The sequence below is a fragment of the Parabacteroides sp. AT13 genome, assembly GCF_002272965.1.
In the GTDB taxonomy this organism is placed as follows: Bacteria; Bacteroidota; Bacteroidia; order Bacteroidales; family Tannerellaceae; genus Parabacteroides; species Parabacteroides distasonis.
Genome location: NZ_NQMH01000001.1, coordinates 89,747 through 108,654, shown reverse-complemented (window position 1 = coordinate 108,654; position 18,908 = coordinate 89,747). Strand labels below are relative to the sequence as shown.

Annotated in this window: 23 protein-coding genes; 9 read left to right on the top strand and 14 right to left on the bottom strand. The window is 50.2% G+C overall.

All coding sequences use genetic code 11. From position 1 onward, the window contains the following. Positions 1–12 precede the first annotated feature (12 nt). The 10 genes from CI959_RS00555 to CI959_RS00510 are packed head-to-tail and all read right to left on the bottom strand — an operon-like array spanning position 13 to position 8,919. A complete protein-coding gene (locus CI959_RS00555; RefSeq protein ID WP_004289395.1) occupies positions 13–843 on the bottom strand; it encodes a M23 family metallopeptidase in 831 nt (276 codons plus the stop codon). Between the two features lie 25 nt (positions 844–868). Next, positions 869–1,534, bottom strand: a complete 666-nt coding sequence (locus tag CI959_RS00550; RefSeq protein ID WP_004289394.1) for a hypothetical protein — start codon at positions 1,532–1,534, stop codon at positions 869–871. Between the two features lie 14 nt (positions 1,535–1,548). Then, a complete protein-coding gene (locus CI959_RS00545) occupies positions 1,549–2,232 on the bottom strand; it encodes a hypothetical protein (protein ID WP_004289393.1) in 684 nt (227 codons plus the stop codon). Between the two features lie 27 nt (positions 2,233–2,259). Next, positions 2,260–2,955: a hypothetical protein gene (locus CI959_RS00540; RefSeq protein WP_004289392.1), complete on the bottom strand. Its 696-nt coding sequence runs from the start codon at positions 2,953–2,955 to the stop codon at positions 2,260–2,262. Further along, positions 2,936–3,433 carry a PH domain-containing protein gene (locus tag CI959_RS00535; protein WP_004289391.1) on the bottom strand — a complete coding sequence of 166 codons (498 nt, stop codon included), beginning with the start codon at positions 3,431–3,433 and terminating at the stop codon, positions 2,936–2,938. The genes CI959_RS00540 and CI959_RS00535 overlap by 20 nt, the downstream gene beginning before the upstream one ends. Further along, positions 3,430–4,818 carry a toprim domain-containing protein gene (locus CI959_RS00530; RefSeq protein ID WP_005776169.1) on the bottom strand — a complete coding sequence of 463 codons (1,389 nt, stop codon included), beginning with the start codon at positions 4,816–4,818 and terminating at the stop codon, positions 3,430–3,432. Before CI959_RS00530 ends, CI959_RS00535 begins: the two co-directional genes overlap by 4 nt. Before the next feature lie 41 nt (positions 4,819–4,859). Beyond that, complete coding sequence (locus tag CI959_RS00525) at positions 4,860–6,308, bottom strand: toprim domain-containing protein (RefSeq protein WP_004289388.1); 1,449 nt, start codon at positions 6,306–6,308, stop codon at positions 4,860–4,862. A gap of 8 nt (positions 6,309–6,316) precedes the next feature. Then, entirely contained in the window at positions 6,317–7,891 is a 1,575-nt protein-coding gene (locus CI959_RS00520) for a hypothetical protein (protein WP_004289387.1), read from the bottom strand. Between the two features lie 24 nt (positions 7,892–7,915). Beyond that, positions 7,916–8,140: a hypothetical protein gene (locus CI959_RS00515; RefSeq protein WP_004289386.1), complete on the bottom strand. Its 225-nt coding sequence runs from the start codon at positions 8,138–8,140 to the stop codon at positions 7,916–7,918. Positions 8,141–8,160: 20 nt separating this feature from the next. Next, on the bottom strand, positions 8,161–8,919 hold the full coding sequence (locus CI959_RS00510) for a DUF4099 domain-containing protein (protein WP_005776166.1): 759 nt from the start codon (positions 8,917–8,919) through the stop codon (positions 8,161–8,163). A gap of 140 nt (positions 8,920–9,059) precedes the next feature. On the opposite strand from CI959_RS00510, the gene CI959_RS00505 reads away from it, so the two are divergent. Then, complete coding sequence (locus tag CI959_RS00505) at positions 9,060–9,854, top strand: M23 family metallopeptidase (RefSeq protein WP_004289384.1); 795 nt, start codon at positions 9,060–9,062, stop codon at positions 9,852–9,854. A gap of 1,003 nt (positions 9,855–10,857) precedes the next feature. Here the strand turns inward: CI959_RS00505 and CI959_RS00490 are convergent. From CI959_RS00490 to CI959_RS00480, 3 genes are read right to left on the bottom strand one after another with little or no spacing between them, the layout of a single operon-like run. Further along, positions 10,858–11,442, bottom strand: coding sequence for a GNAT family N-acetyltransferase (locus CI959_RS00490; protein WP_004289380.1), 585 nt, complete (start codon positions 11,440–11,442; stop codon positions 10,858–10,860). Between the two features lie 4 nt (positions 11,443–11,446). Next, positions 11,447–12,205 (bottom strand): LytTR family DNA-binding domain-containing protein, encoded by a 759-nt coding sequence (locus tag CI959_RS00485; RefSeq protein WP_004289379.1) that lies wholly within the window; start codon positions 12,203–12,205, stop codon positions 11,447–11,449. Then, positions 12,180–12,746, bottom strand: a complete 567-nt coding sequence (locus tag CI959_RS00480; protein ID WP_005776164.1) for a sensor histidine kinase — start codon at positions 12,744–12,746, stop codon at positions 12,180–12,182. The genes CI959_RS00485 and CI959_RS00480 overlap by 26 nt, the downstream gene beginning before the upstream one ends. Positions 12,747–12,751: 5 nt before the next feature. Here CI959_RS00480 and CI959_RS00475 point away from each other — a divergent pair, with 5 nt between their 5' ends. Continuing rightward, complete coding sequence (locus CI959_RS00475; protein WP_004289377.1) at positions 12,752–13,039, top strand: hypothetical protein; 288 nt, start codon at positions 12,752–12,754, stop codon at positions 13,037–13,039. A gap of 410 nt (positions 13,040–13,449) precedes the next feature. Here CI959_RS00475 and CI959_RS21400 read toward each other — a convergent pair whose 3' ends face one another. Then, positions 13,450–13,626, bottom strand: a complete 177-nt coding sequence (locus CI959_RS21400; protein WP_004289376.1) for a hypothetical protein — start codon at positions 13,624–13,626, stop codon at positions 13,450–13,452. Between the two features lie 231 nt (positions 13,627–13,857). Between CI959_RS21400 and CI959_RS00465 the strand changes: the two genes are divergently transcribed. From CI959_RS00465 to CI959_RS00435, 7 genes are all read left to right on the top strand, one after another. Then, positions 13,858–14,304 (top strand): hypothetical protein, encoded by a 447-nt coding sequence (locus CI959_RS00465; protein ID WP_004289374.1) that lies wholly within the window; start codon positions 13,858–13,860, stop codon positions 14,302–14,304. Positions 14,305–14,348: 44 nt separating this feature from the next. Beyond that, complete coding sequence (locus CI959_RS21395; protein WP_007478980.1) at positions 14,349–14,720, top strand: hypothetical protein; 372 nt, start codon at positions 14,349–14,351, stop codon at positions 14,718–14,720. A 51-nt stretch (positions 14,721–14,771) separates the two neighbouring features. Beyond that, positions 14,772–15,185, top strand: coding sequence for a single-stranded DNA-binding protein (locus CI959_RS00455; protein ID WP_004289372.1), 414 nt, complete (start codon positions 14,772–14,774; stop codon positions 15,183–15,185). Positions 15,186–15,778: 593 nt separating this feature from the next. Next, positions 15,779–16,612, top strand: a complete 834-nt coding sequence (locus CI959_RS00450) for an SH3 domain-containing protein (RefSeq protein ID WP_004289370.1) — start codon at positions 15,779–15,781, stop codon at positions 16,610–16,612. Between the two features lie 41 nt (positions 16,613–16,653). Then, on the top strand, positions 16,654–17,082 hold the full coding sequence (locus tag CI959_RS00445; protein WP_004289369.1) for an energy transducer TonB: 429 nt from the start codon (positions 16,654–16,656) through the stop codon (positions 17,080–17,082). 30 nt (positions 17,083–17,112) lie between these two features. Continuing rightward, entirely contained in the window at positions 17,113–17,973 is an 861-nt protein-coding gene (locus CI959_RS00440) for an energy transducer TonB (RefSeq protein WP_095231391.1), read from the top strand. A 26-nt stretch (positions 17,974–17,999) separates the two neighbouring features. Continuing rightward, the gene (locus tag CI959_RS00435; RefSeq protein ID WP_004289367.1) at positions 18,000–18,896 is read left to right on the top strand and encodes a hypothetical protein; all 897 of its coding nucleotides are present in this window, start codon (positions 18,000–18,002) and stop codon (positions 18,894–18,896) included. Positions 18,897–18,908: the final 12 nt, after the last annotated feature.

Sequence of the window (18,908 nt, the reverse complement as noted above, 5' to 3'; positions counted from 1 at the left end):
GTCCGCAGCCCGCTACAGCTTCGTCATGAAGTTTTTTTTTACCTCGCCGCCCATTGTGGAGAGGTACACCTCATGCCGCAGGGCAAGGTAGTTCAGGAAATCCGCTATCAGCAGGTTCTGAACTTTGCAGGCAAGCGGCATGGCTTTGCGCCCCAGTCCGAGGGGATTGGCTATGCTCGGCATCTGCTCGTAGAAATACTCTTTCATCGCTCCCATCGTGAAGATGTGGCGGAGCGACTGTTCCGTATGTGCGGGCACCGTGTACGCTCCCCGCTGCAAATCCTCCATGTAAAGCGGCAGAAAGCGGAGCATCAGCTCTTCTATTTCCCTTTGGTCCTTCTCGTAGTCGTTTTTTACTCCCGTTTCCGCATCGTAAAAACCTGCAGGGCCGTTGCCGTCGGTTTCCTGCAAAGCCTTGATGTTGCCGTACAACATGGTCAGGAACTCTATCGGGTTCAGCTCCTCGCCCTTGAATTTGACTTCTATATGCAGCCGTTCACCGCTCAAAGCCACCGTTTGTCCGGCTTTCACCCGTTGTCCGAATTGTGCGAACACATTCGACAGAAGACCGTATGTCACCTCGTACCCGCCGTAACGGACTGTCTGGCAAATGCCGTGTACCGGGTCGTTTCCCACGCCCGACACGATGCCACTGGCCACAGCCGACAGTATGTAGTACCGCGCTTTGAAGTCTATCCCGTGATGAAAGAACTTTTCTCCCGTTGTCGGGTGTACCTGCTCGCCGTAACCGAGCGACAGTTCCACGTCTTTTCCCCGCGGCTCTTCGAACGGCATACAGTAACCGCTGTCCGAGTGCAGGATCATTTCTTCCGTATATTTCATTGTGATATATATTTTTTATGTGTTCCTACCTTCTCATTCCTCCGCTTTGCGCTTGTTCCTCCGGAGAGAGTGTCGGCGTCTGTGTCCTCGATACCGTTTCCGAGGGAACCGTGCGGACAACGCCCGCATTGTTGCCGATAAGCATCATGCCCAGGAACAGACCGGCGATTTTACCCAGCCAGCCGGAACGTCCGAACACGAGGTACGCCGCCGCAATCAGTCCTGCAATGTTCAACCCCGACACATTGCCTCCTCCGAGGTTTCGCAAAAAGCCGCTGAGCATGTTGAACAACCCACCGCCGGAGGCTTCCCGCAGGAAGTTCGACACCCCGTTCAGTTTCGAGTCCGCGCCTCCCACAGCCTCGCCTATGGCAGAGACCGTCTCTCCGGCTTTGTCTTTCAGTTCCTTCATGTCTTCGGTCGTACCTGCAAGGGCATCCGTGGCGGATTTGCCGACTACGGCCTCACTGACGATCCGTGCGACACTTTTGTCGGTGGTCAGTTTTTCCCAGCCCACATAGCCGACGGCAGCTCCGGTAGTGGCCATTTTGACCGCCTGCCCGGCTCCCCGAAGGGTCTGCGAGGGATGCAGTACCGCATGACCGGCACTTTTTCCCGTCGCATTGGCGGCCTTGCCCATGCCTTTCATGGCCTTTCCGCCGTATTTCAATATCGTATCCCAAGCTCCCATATTTTTATTCTTTTTTAGGGTCTAACATTTCTTCCATTTTGCCGCCATCGTCTTTGGGCGGCTTTCACGATGTCGTACTTGTCCGCAACAGGGCGTGCACCCTCGTCGATTTCCCGCCAGATGTCGCCCATCCTGGTATATTTCACGGCTTTAGTCAGCCGTTGCAGCGTCCGGTTCATCGACCGGAGTTTCGGACGTATGCCGAACACGATCTCCATACGTTCCCTTTCCGTCATCTTGTTGTCCGACAGGCAGGCCGTGCGGATGTCGTTCACAATCTCCACGCTGTTCAATATCATCTCCCGGTAAATCTGGTTGCGCCGCGTGGAGAGGGCGACAGCCAATGCACCCGTCGAATGTCTGCTCAATTGTTTGGTGAAGTCGCCCATGTTGTCCGTAAGCTGCGATATTTCATGGTAGAAACCGTAAATCTGCGCCGCATAGCAGACAATCGAACGGAACGAGTTCAGGTAATTGTTGAACTCCCGTTGCAAGTCCGTCGTACCTTCCACTTCTTCTTTTGTCCACACATGCCCTGTGGTTTGCATCAGCATGACCTTCTCTTGGTTTTTCAGTTCCTTCTCGGCCTTGTTGGTATAAACCAGAATCATTCCCGCAAGGGTCGCATCGTTCTGCGCCTGTACCTTCGAGATACCGGCGCACAGCAACAGAATCCATATCGAGATTATCCGCTTCATCGTTCTTCGTTTTTTATTGTCCTTTTTTCAACGGGCGGTGGCTGCCGCCCTGCGCCAGCGGGACATGGCCAGACGGGCCACTTCGCCGTTGCTGCGGTCTATCATACCCGCCGTTATGTTGTTCCACACGTCGTTCAGGGTATAATAGCGCAGGCTCAAATAGAGCAGATGCAGTTTCCGGCTGAATGCCGCGAGCTGGTCGTTCAAAGCCCACAGGGTTTTGCTCCGTTCCGCCCCCGTGAGCATGTTTTCCATGCCGCCTTTGGCCACGGCATCGTTCAGCAGCGTGAACACGGAGACCAGTTCCGTCGCTGTCTCGATATAGAGGTTGTTCATGTTCATGCTGGCGACGATACCCTGCGGGTTGTTCCGTATCGCTTTGCCCAATTTTTCCAGTGTGAGGAAAATCCGTACACCGTCATTATAGAGGTGCGTGCAGGCTTTCAGCGACGAGGCATAGCCGCTCGCCGTCTTGAGGTAGCTGTTGTACTGTTTCTCCCACTCGTGTATGCGATTGAACTCTGCTGCGATACTGTTTTGCATCAAGGCGGTCTGCGTCTGTCCTTTGATTTGTTTGTCTATCTGGCCGTTAATCAATTCATTGCCCTCGGCCAACGCCGCCCATTCCAGCGGGTTTGAGGCGGCAATCTGCGCCTTGGCCAGTTGCGGAAGCAGACCGGCAAGTATCAAGACCGCCCATATACTAATGATTCGTAATCTCATAGATTCCCTTTTTTCGTTTATTGATTTCCACACGTTCACGGATAATCGCCACGATGTCGTTTCCGCATCGGACGCCGATAAGGTCGAGCCTTGGCGTGTTCCGGTCCATCGAGAGAATGCGAACCGTCTTTAACCCGCAAATCTGTTGCAGGAGGCTCTGGTGTTCTTGAAAGTCCACGATACGGTACAGTTCCATGTAGTCCACCCTGCGTATGAAAATGCCGTGTTCGCTGACAAGCTGTTCTTCGCCGACCCTGTAACGTATCCGACGCAGGTAGATGAAGCGATACAGCAACACGAGGAGCAGAAATAAGGAAACGATTCTCGCCATACTGCTCAACGGCAGACCTTCCATGCCGCCGTACACCAGCCCCGCCATGCACACGAACATCAGCGGCAGTTCGTCGATGACGAATTGCCCGGTATGCGGCCGCAGAAGGATATTCCGCTCGTCTTGTATGGAATGCTGCATAGTCATCGGCGAAAATGTGTTTGTCGTTCTTGTTCAGGTTCTTCCTCTCTGACCGACTCTTCACGGACCGATTCTTGCTGTTGCTCTGCCAGCAATTGTTCATTCCAGCCTGTATAGCGACAGTCCGGCATTTCACGGGAAATGGCGACATCATGCTCCTTGTCGATACCGAGAAAATCCTGTAATTTCTCACGGAACTCACGGTAACACTTCCTCATGGTATCTATTTGGTCCTGCACATCTTCCGGGGCACACAACCTGCTCGAACTCATTGATATGGCTTCTTCCCGTTCGGCATCGAATCGTATGCAGCTCTCTTGCAAGCCGCCTTTGGGCAACAGATAAAATTCTCCTTCGTCCAGATCATTGCCGTCCGGTATGGAATCGAGATATGGTTTCCGCTCCGGTGTCTCCTCGATGGTGGAGCGTATCGTGCGGCAGATTTCCTTTTGCAGGGTTTGGGCAAACTTCCACCCCTCCCGACCGGTGTCGAAACAGATATGCTGCCGGGCCGGGATCGTAAGCTCAAGCACGCCTCGCATCTGTTTCTCGGTAGGTTCGCCGCCCGTTGAGACGAAGACCGCCTTTCGTAGCTCTTGGTTTTTCGCCTGATGAAGCTGGTAGTAGGCCATTGCCTCGCTGGCACTCTCGAACCAGTAGATATGCTTGGCTTCCGAAAGAGCTGTCCGGGCAGGACTGGCAATCCATACACCTTCCCCCGAATGGTTGCCCTCGGTCATGTCGTCGTAGCTGGAGTTACCGTCCGTGTAGGCGTGTCCTCGCTTCTCGAATCCTACGATCTTATCCGCATCTTCGGGTAACGTCATCGGAAAGGCGAGGCAAGTGCGCCTCTGACCGTCCTCGCTGTGTCGGGTCGCCAGACAGAAGTCCCGGTGAAAGGTTTGCTGCGTACAGAGGTCGATACCCCTTTTCTCGAAATAGGGTGCAAACTTCTCCTGCGTACCCCTGTCCTGCGGATCGAACTTCTGAATGTTGTAGTCCGCAATGTCGAACGGTCGGGTGTCCCGCTGGGGTTGTCCTGTGCGGGTTTCCTGTTCGGGAATAGGGTAATGCAGAAGGCGGTAGCATACGAGTTCCACCAGCCGATCCGGATTTATGCCCTCATGGTATTCTGCAAAAAGATGCGGGTGTTCCTTGATGAACGAAACGACGTTGTATTCCTTCTGCCGGGGTGGCTGGCAACAGCACTTCCCATGCTGTGTGATGACGAACTTGTCGCCCCGGATACGCTTTCCCTCACTGTCCGTGCGGATAAACGAAGAGAGACGCAAACCGAAGCGTCGGTTCTGGCGATAACCGGCATCGAGCAGTACATCCCGGATGTCGAGCCTTTGCAAAAAATCGTCATGTGTCAGTTCTTTGTCATTCATTGTCTTCTCTTTTGTTGTTTCATGTGGGGTGTGCCGCATTGTCATCGGTGGAAACGTGCTTGCCGTTCCTGTTCGGGTTCTTCTCTTCTGGCCGGCTCTTCGTGAACTGATTCTTGCAGCTTGGCTTTTGCCAAGAGCTGTTCGTTCCAGTCCTTATAGCCTTTGTCAGCGGGCTCGTACACGATAAGGTCGGTGCTGTCCTCGCCGGGAGCGGGAAGATTACGGATCGCATCCTCTATGGCCATGATATTTTGTCTCATGCCCTCCAGCGTTTCCTCACTGGCCGAACCCTCGGCAAGAGCCATCTCGTACTCATCTTGGCACACCATGCTCATCTCCTGCAAATATCCGTCGCCGATTGTCCGATAGTCAAGCGTACCATCTTCCCGATAGATTTCTTTGGGACGTAAAAGCGTGCCGACTATCCTGTGAAAGTCGAAGGGTTCGAGTTTTACTTCGTAGTTTTGGTTCTCCTCGCCACTGATACGGACCAGCAGTTTGTCGTCTTTCGTCACGTTACTGGTGAATGTCTTGCCCGCATGGGTGAGCGCGAAGTTGATGGCGAAGATCTGCCCGGCACGGTCCCCGTCGAAGCAGAGATGGTGGTAAGCGTGTGGAGTGGCCTCTATCATGGCTTTGAACTGTTGCTGGCTCGGTGCTCCGCCAGTAGAGACGAACACTCCCTTTCTAAGTTCCTTGTCCCATTTCTGGTTAAGCTGGTAATAAGCCATTGCGTCGTAGGCACTCTCGAACCAATAGATACGCTTGGCTTCCGCAAGTGGGGTCTTGGCAGGGCTGGCAATCCACAGCCCCTCGCTCGAATTGCTGCCCTCGGCCTTGCCTTTGTAGCTGCCGCTTCCGTCCATTCTTGCACGTCCCCGTTCTTCGAAGCCCACGACCGTACCGTCGCCTTTGGGCAAGGTCAGCGGAAAAGCGAGATTGGTGTATGCCGCACCGTCCTCACGATGTTTCGTCGCCAGACAGAAGTGGCGGTGGAAGGCATATTGCGTGTAGAGGTCGATACCCCGGCTCTTGAAATAAGGATAGAACTTCTTCTGTGTCTCCCGGTCCTGCGGGTTGAACTTGTGCAGGTCGTAGTTTGCGATGTCGAACGGGCGGATGTCCCGCTTGGGCTGTATAATCCGCGTTGTCCGGTCCTCGATAGGATGGTTCAGCAGCCGGTTGCACACGAGGTTCACCAGTCGGTCGGGGGACATGCCCACACGGTATTCCGTGAAGAACTGCGGGTGCTCCTTGATGAACGAGATGATGTTATAGACTTTCTGCTGCTGGGCTTGGAAGCAGCATTTTCCCTGTTGCGTCACGATGAACTTGTCGCCGCGGATACGCCGTCCCTCGCTGTCTATACGAACATACGAGGGATAGCGCAGGCCGTCGCGCCGGTTCAGGTGGTAGCCCGCGTCAATCAGCACGTCCTGAATGTTCAGCCTTTGCAGGAAGTCGTCGTAGGTAAGGTCTCCTTCTCTCATAGTTGTCTTTATCTCCCTCTTCTCATATCGTTAATATCCTGATTCATCTGTGCCTCGAAATTGCGTATGGCCACGTCTCTCGGCGTATCGACACCGGGTTTGAAATACGGGTGTGGCGGGCCACCGAAACGCTCGCCGTAGAACTCCGGACCGTGATGATGATGCCGCAAGCCGTGGACGACGCCCGCCGTGATGACCGTTCCCGCTGTGAGGGCGGCGAAAATTTTCACGCCGAGACTGCGCTGCGCTTCCGGCCGCATCTTCATGTCCACCTCGCTGAATATCTTCGAAAAGATTTTCATGCGATGGTAGTCATCGACCGCAAGGAATTTATCGTAATCCTTCTGGCTGATCTCGTGAGTGATGACTTGCCCGTCGATGACGGCCGTCATCTTGTACTTGCCCTCTATGGGGGATGGATGTACGGCTATTTCGCCGACCTCGACCTCCCTGCCGTGCCGTTCTTCCCGATACCAGCCCTTGCGCTCGTCGAGCACGGAAATATCCCGTCCATCGACGGAAGCGGTTGCGCCATACGGCATCTCCTGCCGGAGCTGGTTTTCCAGAGGGGAGAGGATTTCCTGCTCCTGTTGCTGGCGTTGCGTCAGTTCCTCCTGCACTTCGGGGTGCAAGCCGAGGGCGATACGCCGCTCGCTGTCGAGATCCGCCATTGTTACCTTGTCGGCGAAATCCGCCCTGATTACCCCGTTCAGGACTTCCAGTCGTTTCTCGACAGGTTGTTCCTCGATGGAGTTGGAGGTCAGGACGGCCGTTTCTTCTTTCGTCAGGTCATAGACCATATCGGCGGCCACCTTTTCGGACTGTACGGTCAGGGTCCGTGCCTCCTTATCGACGATAAGACCGTGGGAGGCAAGACACTCCTGCCATTTCTCGTTGGAAAAATAGACCGGAGAAGCAATCAACTCCTTGTAGGTACGGGCCGGTTCTGTACTGCGCGGACGGCTGACTATCGGCGTGATGACCGTTTGCAAGTCCTGCAGGACATCGGTCTGTCGTGCGGACTGTATAGGCTGCCCGTCCTTGTACTTGTAATAAAATCCGTAGCCGCCCGATTGCAATTCGCCCGGCTTCATGCGCCCGTCCCACCGTTCAGGGACAATGGGTGGTCCCGGATAGAACAGCTGTCCGCCGACCCGCCGCAGATGGAAACCCCACTGGTGGCGTGGCGTCCAACCGAGGAACGGAGGCGGCATACCCAGCCGTCCCACACGTCCGTATTCGCCCATACCGATACGGTAGCCGTGCAATCCCATAGCGACACGGCCGTTGGCGTTACGGGTATGGACGAAGTTCTTGGGCATATAAAAGTCTTTCCCTACAATGCTCGTGAACACGTTGTAGGCTTTCTTGTTGGCCGAGTTTGTCCCCCAGTCCGTCAGGGCCAACATCTGACGCTCGGTAAGGTCGTAGGTCAGCAGCGGCGAGTCGTGGCCCTGTACCACGAGCCGGTAGCCCGTGCCGTCACTGACCACGTGGGCCTGCATACCGTTACGCCTCAATATGTCCTGCATTTCGGGTTGCAGGTCCATCATTCGGGGGTTGGTATTCTTTCGTATCGCCATAATCCGTTGTTAAAAAGGTTTCCGTTATGCGTCTCCGCTCTCCATCGCCGCTTCCAGTTGTTCGTCCTTGTAGTGGACGAACTCGGCGGCCGATTCATTGCCCACCATGAGACCGTGCTCCTTGCAATAGCGGGTATATTCCTCCTGCCATTCGGGTGAGAAATGATTCACATAGTCAAGCCAGCCGTACTGGCCGCGCTCCATCTTCTCGATAAGTACCTCTTCGGGATAATATTGGTGTTCTGCCATATTTGATGAATGTTAAGATGTTATTTGTGAAGTCCCGCCGCACGGTTACGCTCGGCGCTTTTCTTCTGTTCGTTCCACAGTTCCTCGGTATATTCCTCTTCGGGAACGTAGTCGAGATTGCCGTCGTCGTCCATCACCCAGCAGCCGTACACGCCGAAAGTGTATTTGTCCCACTCGCGTTTGGGTTGTTCTTTCCATTTTTGGCTGTCGCCCGAACAGAAGCGGATGCCGGTCTTGTCGTGCAGGTCGATACCCACTGTGACGGGTTCGTCGTCTACGACCAGCGTCAGCGGTTCGCCGTTCTGCATTCCGTTTACCTCTACCGGACCGAGATGCATTATTTCGGCCAGCACTTGCAGGTTGCGCCCGATAATCGGCGTGGGAACATACATCACTTGCTTCGTTCCCTCGTCTATCTGCACGAATGCCTTGCTGTGCCGCCCGTCCGCCGTCCCCACGTCCGCAATGATGGCTTTGCCGTCAAGAAGCTGTTTCTGTTGCGCCTCGTCATAGCGTTCCAGCGGCGAGGATTCCAGAACGGGATAGAACACCACGTCCGGTCGGCCGTCGTCCCTGCGGACAAGGGCGAAGCGGCTGCGGCTCTCTATCAGTTCTCCTTTCTCGTCACGGACACGCACCGGAAGCACGGGAGAGTGTCGACCGTCGCAAATCTCATCAAGGACACGCATCGGCAAGTCCTCGATCATCTCCTGTGTAAGCCCGAATCGGGCCAGTGTCGGATAGGGCAATTCAATTAGTTCAAATCGTACTGTATTCATAATTGATTTTGTATTTTGAATTATACTTTGCAAAGATAGATTCTTTTCATTTCGCTGTATATAATAGAATAATATTAGTGTATTAAGAGTGTTTATTTTTATGTTCAAAGTATGATTTTACACATAAATTCATACTCTGAATGCTTTTTTTGTTGTACTTTGGTCGAAAAAGGTCGTGGAAACGGGACATCTTGGGCAGAGCTGGTTATATTTGCCGCATGAGAAAGAAACTACTGTTTTTGATGGCGGGTGCTGCAAGTGTCGCAGGCCCCGTTCAAGCACAATTCAATACGGTTTCGACCGTGCCGTTCCGATACAGGGTTGAAGTCGTTTCTGCCGGTAGGGATAATGCGGTAACCTTGCCCGGATACACGCTTTCCGTCCAAGACACCTTACCACCGTCAGGAGACGCTGCCCCGGCATTGTCTGCCGACACCTGCAAGCACGTATGGATAGAACGCTATCTTAGCGTAAGCTATCCGCTGCGCCGGATGAAAATCAACTCGCTTTATGGGTATCGGAAAGACCCTTTTACCGGAAAAAGAAAGTTTCACAACGGAATCGACCTCCATGCGCGGGGCGACGAGGTAATGGCCATGATGGCGGGAGTGGTAGTGAAAGTCGGGCAGGACAAATCCTCCGGCAAGTATGTAACCCTCCGGCATGGAAACTACACGGTCAGCTATTGCCACCTGTCGCGTATCCTTACCCGGAAAGGGGCTGCTATCGGGCCGAGGGATGTCGTCGGCATTACCGGTTCTACAGGACGCAGCACCGGTGAACACCTGCATATTTCCTGCAAGCTCGACGGCAAAAGTGTCGATCCGTTAATGGTACTGGATTACATCAAGTCCATACGCGAAGAGTGCGTGGCGGCACTGGCCGAATCCAGAGAAACTTCCTCATTAAGTCTTGCAGATGAAAAATACAGATAATTCTCGTTTATTTTTGTTAATTATTTTATGGAAATGGTAAGAAAGGGGGGCTATGCTTACCCTATGGAAAGTAAAATTAAAGCATAAAAGGGTCCGTTGTTGTTCTATCGTTGGTACTGACGGCTTTGGTATGCAGTTCCGGTGCGCAGCATGTTCCGGCGGCCGGTGTGGCGGCTGCGCAGGAATGTTGTGTCCGAAATACGGACAACGCCTCTTTTCTGCAATTTCATGACAGAAACTCTATCCGGCAAAAAAAGGACAGCGACATAACAGGCATAGTCGGAGAAATCCCCGATGTGGCTTGCCGTGCCGGCGCATAGGTAAATGGGGTGCATCTTCGGTACATATCCGTGGAAACGGCCCATCTTCTCCGAACTTTACAGCGGTATCTCATTTGCCGCATGAACAACCTGACCTATTGTTGTACCCTCGTGCATGACTCTTCCCGTAGCCCGAACTGGGACAATGCCTGCGAGCATTATATTTTCGGGATGAGACGGATTCTGATTTAGCAGTTTGTTTTTCATGGTTTATACTGATGTCTACACTTGGCTGAAAAGCGAGGTGTAGCTGTTCGTGGTGAATATATTGAATAATCAAAAAAATAAAATTTTCGCACGGTATGAATCAAAATATTTTCGCTTCCGAAACGCTGTTCTCGGCGGCATATCTCAATATTGAACAAACTACTGATATTTCACGTCATTATCTCCGTTTCTCTCTGCACGGTCGGACTGTTCATCTTGTTTTGTTGTTGGGACTGCTACGGGCAAGCCTGACGGTGTTTCCCGTGAGGCGAGCAACCCAGTATGACCCGTCGGTATGAAGCTGGACATCATTTAATCTGAGCGGAAACAGGAGCAATATTTCGCTTTATGCCTATGCGGCGATAGATAAAAAAGAGTGGGGTTGGTGTGGATTGGATGCCAGCCCCCTTGTTATACAGAATAAACATACAAAAAGCAATGGCTTGTCCCGCCGGAACAACAGGCTTCGTGTCCGGCTACAAGTCTTCTACGAAATGATTGGTTGCCTCGTCCCAATATTTCCTGTACACGAACTCGTTGTCGCCATTCAGGTTTAACTGGTACATTCTGAATATCACGGGGAAGTTCTTGGGTTGCCACAGTTCTTCGTATGAGTAACGGTACGTCATGCCGAGCTTCCGCATCACGTTTCCGCTTCTCGGGTTGTTCCTGTCGTGCGTGGCGGTGATGTAGGGCAGACCGTCTTTCCTCACTTGGGCGATGACGGCTCCGCCCGCTTCAGTGGCAATCCCCCGATGCCAGAACTCCTTGCGGAGCCCGTAGCCGAAATCGTGGTGTTCCTCCATATCGACTTTCACGTAGCCTATCGGGAAATTGTCCGTTTTCAGGCAGATGGCATAGGCGTAGGCTTGCGGCTGTCCGTATTTCGCCGCATACCTTTCCTGATAAAACCGCCGGGTTTCTTCGAGGTCTTTCACCGGATACCAAGGCAGGAATTTATTGGCTTCTTCGTCTTTGAGTATCAGGAAGAGGGCTTCCATGTCTCTTTCCGTGAACTTCCGCAGTATCAGGCGGGAGGTTTCCAATATAGGTGTATTCATAAGCTTATCTGTCTAACCATCCTTTCAGCTCCGCCGCCCTTTCCCGGCTTACGATGATTTCCACATCGGGATACTTCTTCAAACGAATCTTCAGTCGGGAGTTGAACCAGTTATTGATACTCAAGATACTGTCTATATGGATGAGGTACTGGCGGTTGGCGCGGAAAAAGACATCGGGGTTGAGCTGGGATTCCAGCTCGTCGAGAGAATAAGGCACGGTCTCGGACGTGCCGTTGTTCAGGCAAAGGAGCGTATTGCGTTCGTCCAAAGCGATGTGGCTGATATCTTTCACCTGCACGGAAATATAGCCGTCGCGGTAAGGCAGAAGAAAACGCTCGCGATAACGGTAATTGCTTTGCCGCATATATTCCAATAGCTGGCGCACCTCTTCGCCGTTTGTCTGCGGGGAACTTGCGCGGCGCACTTTTTCCATGGCGGCGGCAAGCTCGTCGGCCTTGACGGGTTTCAGCAGATAATCGAAACTGTTGTATTTGAAGGCCTGGATGGCATACTCGTCGTAAGCGGTGGTGAAGATGACAGGCGAGGGCACTGCCGTCCGGCGCAGCACGTCGAAACTCAGGCCGTCGGACAGGCGGATGTCAGCGAATATAAGCTCCGGGGCAGGATGTGCCTGTAGCCATTCCACCGCCTCCACAATGCTTGCCAACGGCCCGTCGATGCGGAATGTGCCGTCGATTTCTTCCAACAGCCTTTTCAGCCGGTTGAAGTTCCGTTTTTCATCTTCTATGATCAGGATGTGCATAATCGTCGGGTATAATAGGTAATTTGACTATATATGAATGTTCGCTTTTCTTGATGACAGGCTTTTCCTCGCACAACAGGAAGTAACGCTCGATGATGTTCCGTTGTCCGATACCGGTAGATGACAGGTCGGACGACACGGGGCAAAGGTCGTTTTTCACCACAATGTGGTTTCCTTCCCGAAAGACGTGAATATGCAGCGGTTGGTGTACCGACAAGCGGTTGTGTTTGATGGCGTTTTCTACCAGCAGCTGGAGGCAGACGGGGGGAATCCGGCCGTCTGTCCGCTCCAGTTGTTCATCCACATCGACGCTTATGGCATTCTCGTAGCGCATCCCTATCAAGTAGAGGTAGGAACGCAGGAAATCCAACTCTTCGCTTACCGGCACGGTGTCGCGCTTCAAGTTTTGGATGACGTAACGGTAAACGCTCGACAGATTCTCAAGGAAGCGTTCCGCCAATGTACGGTTTTCCACTATCAGTTCGGACAGAATGCTGAAGTTATTGAACATGAAATGCGGGTCTATCCACCAAACTGGCAAAAGAAATGAATATCACGATGAATGACCGTCTGGAGTTTGCCCATGACGAGAACAATCCCAAAGAATGGTTTCTGCACAAGACCGCCGACAAACAAGGTTTCCCGCTGCAGTTCAACAGGGGAGGAACACGCTTGAGGAATAAGTACATCTGTAAGACCATTTTGGATATAGCGAAAGTCAAGGAGAGCGCGACATTCTTGGTATCGAAAGACCCGGTAAAGACCGAGCTGGGGTCATTTTACAGAATAATACTCTCTTGTCCCATTCTCCCGAAGAACAAGCCCAAACTATAAGCCTGTAACCTCTGTGGTCTGTCCGAAGGGCGAATGCCTTTCGGACAGATTGCAGGGCAACCGATACCTTTTATAGCACGATTATCTCCTTTTTTACCTTCAGGCTGTTTTCCCTGTTATACGTCGGCTTTCCCAACCCCGTAAACAGTTGGAAGTCTGTGCCGTAACAAGTCGTCAAGGAAAGGGACGGGAGGCCGTTCCAAACCGGCGGCAGCCCGGATCGTGCCGTTCCATGCCGGAGCTTCGACCTGTCGAAACAACACGGTATTCCACAGCCCGACCGGTCTTTATGCCGCTGGTTTCGGACTTTCCGCCTCCTGTTCCGTATCTTTCCCTTGTGACCTGCCACGTCAAGGGCAAACAGCGATACTTCTTATCCGCCCCGCGCTTTCATTCCGCCCGGTCGAAATTCAGGCGTGGAGCGGATAAGGAGAATCCCGTTCGTGTTTGCCCCGGCAGACCCTTGCTTGACCCGCCCAAGCCGCATTCTTTTCTATTTCATTTTCTCCTGCATTTATATCCGGCAAGGCCGTACCCCCCTTTTTACCATCATATTTACCGGCCTGTTCCGGTTTCCTCTCCGCCATCGCCGTCCGGTTTTCCAGCTGCAAAGGTCGGCTGCCGCGCTTGATCCGGCGGCTTGAAGTGCATTCCCTGCAAATTCTTCCTTTCTGCGAAAGAGTAATTGGCCGGGAAAACCGCCGTATGAAGCCCTGCCGGCAGTCGTGTACCGCATCTGTAAAATCCCGGAACGGTTCAGGCAGAGAAAAGAACCGAAAAAAGGGTAAAAAACAGATGTTTCACATAAAAGACAAGAGATGGACAAGAAAAACTGTAAAACAGGCAAACGCACAAAACGGCAGGTTGAAAAAATCCTGATGGTTATCGACGTCAAACGGGAAATCATAGATATTCTTCAGATAACCAATCGGCGTTTTATGTACAATCCGCAAACGGGAACTTTAATTTTAGGAGATGAAATGTACGGCAAAAGCATTTGCAGCTCCCATGCTCAAGAGTTCCATGCGTCACAAGCGGAAGGACGCTTCGATGATTATTTGCGTGGGTGGATAGGTGTCTCGAAAAGCTATCCCCACGGTATTGTTCATTTTGCCCCCGCTGTCAGCATGGAACAGTTCGACTGTGGATTTGACGCGTTGCAAATGTTCGCCAGACTTGAAGGTGTAAACGAAGATACTATCGTTCGTGGATTTTGCACTATGCCGGAACAGAGGATGGGGGATTTGCTGCCTTCCTCTCTTTAAGATACCGGCCCGGTCAAAACTGGCTATAAACGGGAATCGTGCCTATGGCAACACCATTGGCGGAGGGCACGATATCCGTTTATAAATACCGCAACTCCGTTGTCGGCTTCCTTTTATACCTCTCTCTTTCCCTCTGCTCTTATACTTTGGCGAAGCCCTCTTCCTTTTATATCAGTTATAGGTATAATCTCTACGGTCTCCTCTCTGCCGTCGCCGTCCGGTTTTTCAGATGCAAAGGTCGGCTGCCGCGCTTGATCCGGCGGCTTGAAGTGCATTTCTTGCAAATTCTTCCTTCTACGAAGAGTAATTGGCAAGAAAAGCCGTCGCATGAAGCTCTACCGGCAGCCATGTACCGCATCTATAAAATCCCGGAACGGTTCAGGCAGAGAAAGGAACCGAAAGAAGGGAAAAAATAAACAGTTTAGGTAACGCAGGACCAACCACCTTGCCACAAACAATTTTCTATTATGTTACATGTTCACACTATCGGACGCATCGGCAAAGACTGCCAGGTTATTTCAGGAGTACACGGCTCATTCATGGCTATGGACATAGCCGTTGACGATTATTCAAGAGGACAAAACACTACCACTTGGATAAGGGTACGCAGCAACAAGGACAACCATATCCATTTGTCCGAATATCTGACGAAAGGAAGACTCATACTCGTTGACGGTACACTGTCATCTTCCCTGTGGAAAGACAAGAACGGCGAGAGCCAGATACAGCTCTCCATCACGGCAGAAAGCATTGCCTTTATCAATACCGGAAAACGCGAGGATGCGGCAGCCGGAGCGGACAACGATGTAAACGGTGCAGACAGCGTACCCGTTCCTCCCGCCGATTTTCCGCAGGACGAAAAGGAGGATTTGCCCTTCTGATAAGATAATAACTATCTGAAAATAAGCAGATACTAAATATAGTATTTACTAATCATAGTAAAATAGGAAATTAGTAAACCTATTCTTGTTAAAATTAGTAGATACTATATTTTTGTTTTTTAGTTTCGTCCTTTCTTAAGAGTTCATACATCTCAAACATTTTTTCTATCCTTACAGAGTTTTTCAGAAAATGTTAGCCCATTATTTAATAGATTTGTCTTTCTTGCAGTTTATTTAATATTGGTTTTAGAACAATAGACTTAAAATCCACTCATAACTTTAAGAAAATCACGGTATATAAGGTCCTGTTTCATGAAATTTCACTACCTTTGTGCCGGATTGAGGAAACTCTTTCCAAGACATATTAGAAAAGAAAGAAGCGTTATGCTTATCTCGAAGTCGGGAACGTAGGAAATTCAAGACTATTCAGAGGGAAAAGCGTAATTGGTTTCTCACGCTATAGCGTGGGCTGCTATTACCATACTCTGAATAAAGGTTATTCCTACGACCTCCGACTTAGAACGTGGCATTTGCAGTTCCACGCTTCGTGGTTTAATCAAGCAGACTCTACGGGACTGCAAGAGTCTTAATTTATGATGAACAGATATAGCCAGCAAAGTATTTGTATGCTGAAGAATATGTTCGTTAGCAGAAACATTATTAAATGGGTTTTGTTTCTAATCCTTAATTTTTCCCTATGTACGCAATCTTTTGCAGATCATTATCGAGTGACCGCTCCCAACGGTCTTAATGTACGAGCTTCAGCCAATAAAAACGGAAAACTATTAGGACAATTGTCTAAGGATAACGTGATTGATGTTGTATCTATAGAAAACGGATGGGCTAATATCAATTATAATGGCTGGCAGGGTTATGTCAGCGCATCGTATCTGGAAGCCGTAACAGAAACAGACGAAGCGGGTACTTCCACCAAAGAAGAGTCATGGGACTTAACCTCTTGGTTGTTTGATTCCGAAGGAGAATCGGCTTGGTTCACAGCGATAAAGTGGATACTGTTTTTAGGCATAGCCATCTACATTATTAAGATTGTGTTACAATTCTTCGCATTGATGCTGGTTGTAGGTTTGATTGTTGGAGCGATTGGATTGGCAGTAGGTTTTATTCTTGATTGGCTGGGTTGGATAGACTCTGGTACCATGTGGGATATGGCCCAATGGGGATTCAGTATAGGCAACGGGATAGGTCTTATTATGGGTATTCTCGGTTTTAAAGACTTGCATAAGGGAGCGACGGAGTCTTGGAGCGGTTCATCATCAAGCAGTTCAAGTGGTTTGAAAACAGCAAGTTTTACTGATTCTGGAACATTATATCATCTTACACAAGATTCTCCCTATAGCGAGTGTGATTACACCGACCAATTTGGCGGCAAATGGGGACGCGACAGTTCCGGATTTTATCGCAAATAAATGAATAATGTAACGTATTGATAATTAAACAATAAAACTGTATGAAAAAACAAATTATTTTGAGCAGTTTACTATCCGCACTGCTGATTGGCAACTGTTTGGATACACAGGCTGCAAATGAGGCAAGAACTATCAATGATTTGCCTTCGATGGCAAAAGTTTCCCAGAACAAGAGAGAGGTGTCTCCGGAATTTCCCGGTGGTATCACCGCATTGGTACAATTTTTATCAAAGAATCTAAAGTTTCCGACAGTTTGCAAGGAACAGAAAATACAAGGCAAAGTGTTGGTGAAATTTACAGTCAAGAGCGATGGCTCTATCTCAAATATTCGTGTTACCAAGTCTGTAGATCCTTATTTGGATAAGGAAGCTGTCCGCGTAGTGAAGTCCATGCCTCGTTGGATTCCCGGTACACAGGATGGCAAACCGGTAAATGTGGAATACACTCTGCCTATCACGTTTAAACTCTGATGAATCTAAAAACTATAAAACGATATACGTATGAAGCGATTTTCTATTTTACTATGCCTCATTGTCTTAGGGGCATTCTTCATGAGTCATGCGACTTTTGCGCAAACAAGTTTTTCCATTCCTCCCAAGAGTTATCCGGTAAATGTGCCGTTCAAATGCGATGCCGGAGTGGATCGTTATTGGCATGTTACCAGCGTTACTTGTACGGGACGCGCTAATGGCGGCTATAAATTTCAGATAAAGGGAGTGGCACAGAAGACAAGCCGCAGTTTGCCCATAGACTTGTTCTACCTGATGCCGGGCAATCGGATAAAAACAGCGGGTACTTATTATTTTCCACGTATCGAGGAGGGAAAAACATTCAGTTTCGAAGTGGTATCGGCATTCTCCGGGTACGCTCCTTCTAAGTTCAACGGTTTTCTTATCTCCAGTGAAGTGTTGCAAAGAACATTACAACAGGAATTGGAAGAGCAAAAAGAAACAGACAAAGATACTCCCGAAAGAAGATTTGGTATGCCAACCACTCCGAAGGAAGATAGACGAGAACCGGCACAATCCAAGGTAAGCCCCAATAAGGTGTACAAAGGCAGCGAGGTGGATAAGGAGCCGGAATACCCCGGTGGAAACCAAGCATTGCTGGCGGATATTGCCCGAAGCATACGTTATCCCATGATCTGCAAACAGCAGAAGATTCAGGGCGATGTGCTTGTTTCCTTTATAGTGGAGAAAGACGGTTCGGTATCTGATGTTACGGCTGTGAAAAAGGTTCATGCCAATCTCAATACCGAAGCCGTAAGAGTGGTCAAGTCCTTAAAGGAATGGACACCCGGAATCAAAGACGGACAGCCTGTACGGGTACAGTCTGCCGTATATGTCACTTTTAGTCTTTAATTTTAACCATATAAAGCAACAGCATAATGAAAAAATTGATATGCCTAAGTTTGATAAGCCTTGTTTGTGGCTTCTTGAGTGTACACGCGTCTATACAAGCAGATGACACAAAACCCTTTGTGGGCAAATGGGAATATTGGGAAGGCAACAGCCAAATTCAGTTGGAAATAGACCTTTACAACACACCGACAGATGGCAGTTACGGTGCTTACAATGTGTTTGAAGGAGGCTATGGGCTTACCTATAGTATTGTAGACGTCTATCACATTGATAATACAGAGGCTTCGGTTGCCGTAGAAAGCAGTATGGGAAAACAAAAAGCGGAGTTCAAGTACAATCCCACCACGAAGGAACTGTCCTTCTTGCCACCCGGTTCAGAGCCGGTAGTGTTTAAGCAGAAAGATAAATGTAACTACGTATTCATCAGTGGAGGAGATAAAATCAATGTCCGTTCCACCCCTGTATCGGGTAGTTCTTTAATGAAAGCCAACCGTGGACAAAGCTTCAGATTCTTGGGGAAAGAAAAGGGATGGTTCAAGGTAGAGCTTTCTGCCCAAGACAAACGTATCGGATATATTTCTCCGAAGTATGCTTTTTACTTGAAAGATAACACCATCCCAGAACATGCTTTTTCAAAAAGTTATGCCAATGCTCTGACATCGTTCACACTGGAAAAGAAAGGAGAACAAGTTTTTATGGTCAAAACGACCATGTATCCTCCACAAGGTGAAAGCATTCCTATGTCAAGCGTGGAGTCGTATGCCGGAAAAATAGAGGGTAACGCACTGGTCTTTACCTATTTTAGTGGAATGCCCACGCAGGACATCAATGAAATGTCGAAAGTAGAGCCTTATGTGGTGTATTACTGGAAAGAGTCGGGAATGTTTATCATGGAGGGCGAGAATTATGCAGCAGATATGTAAAAAGAGCAGCAG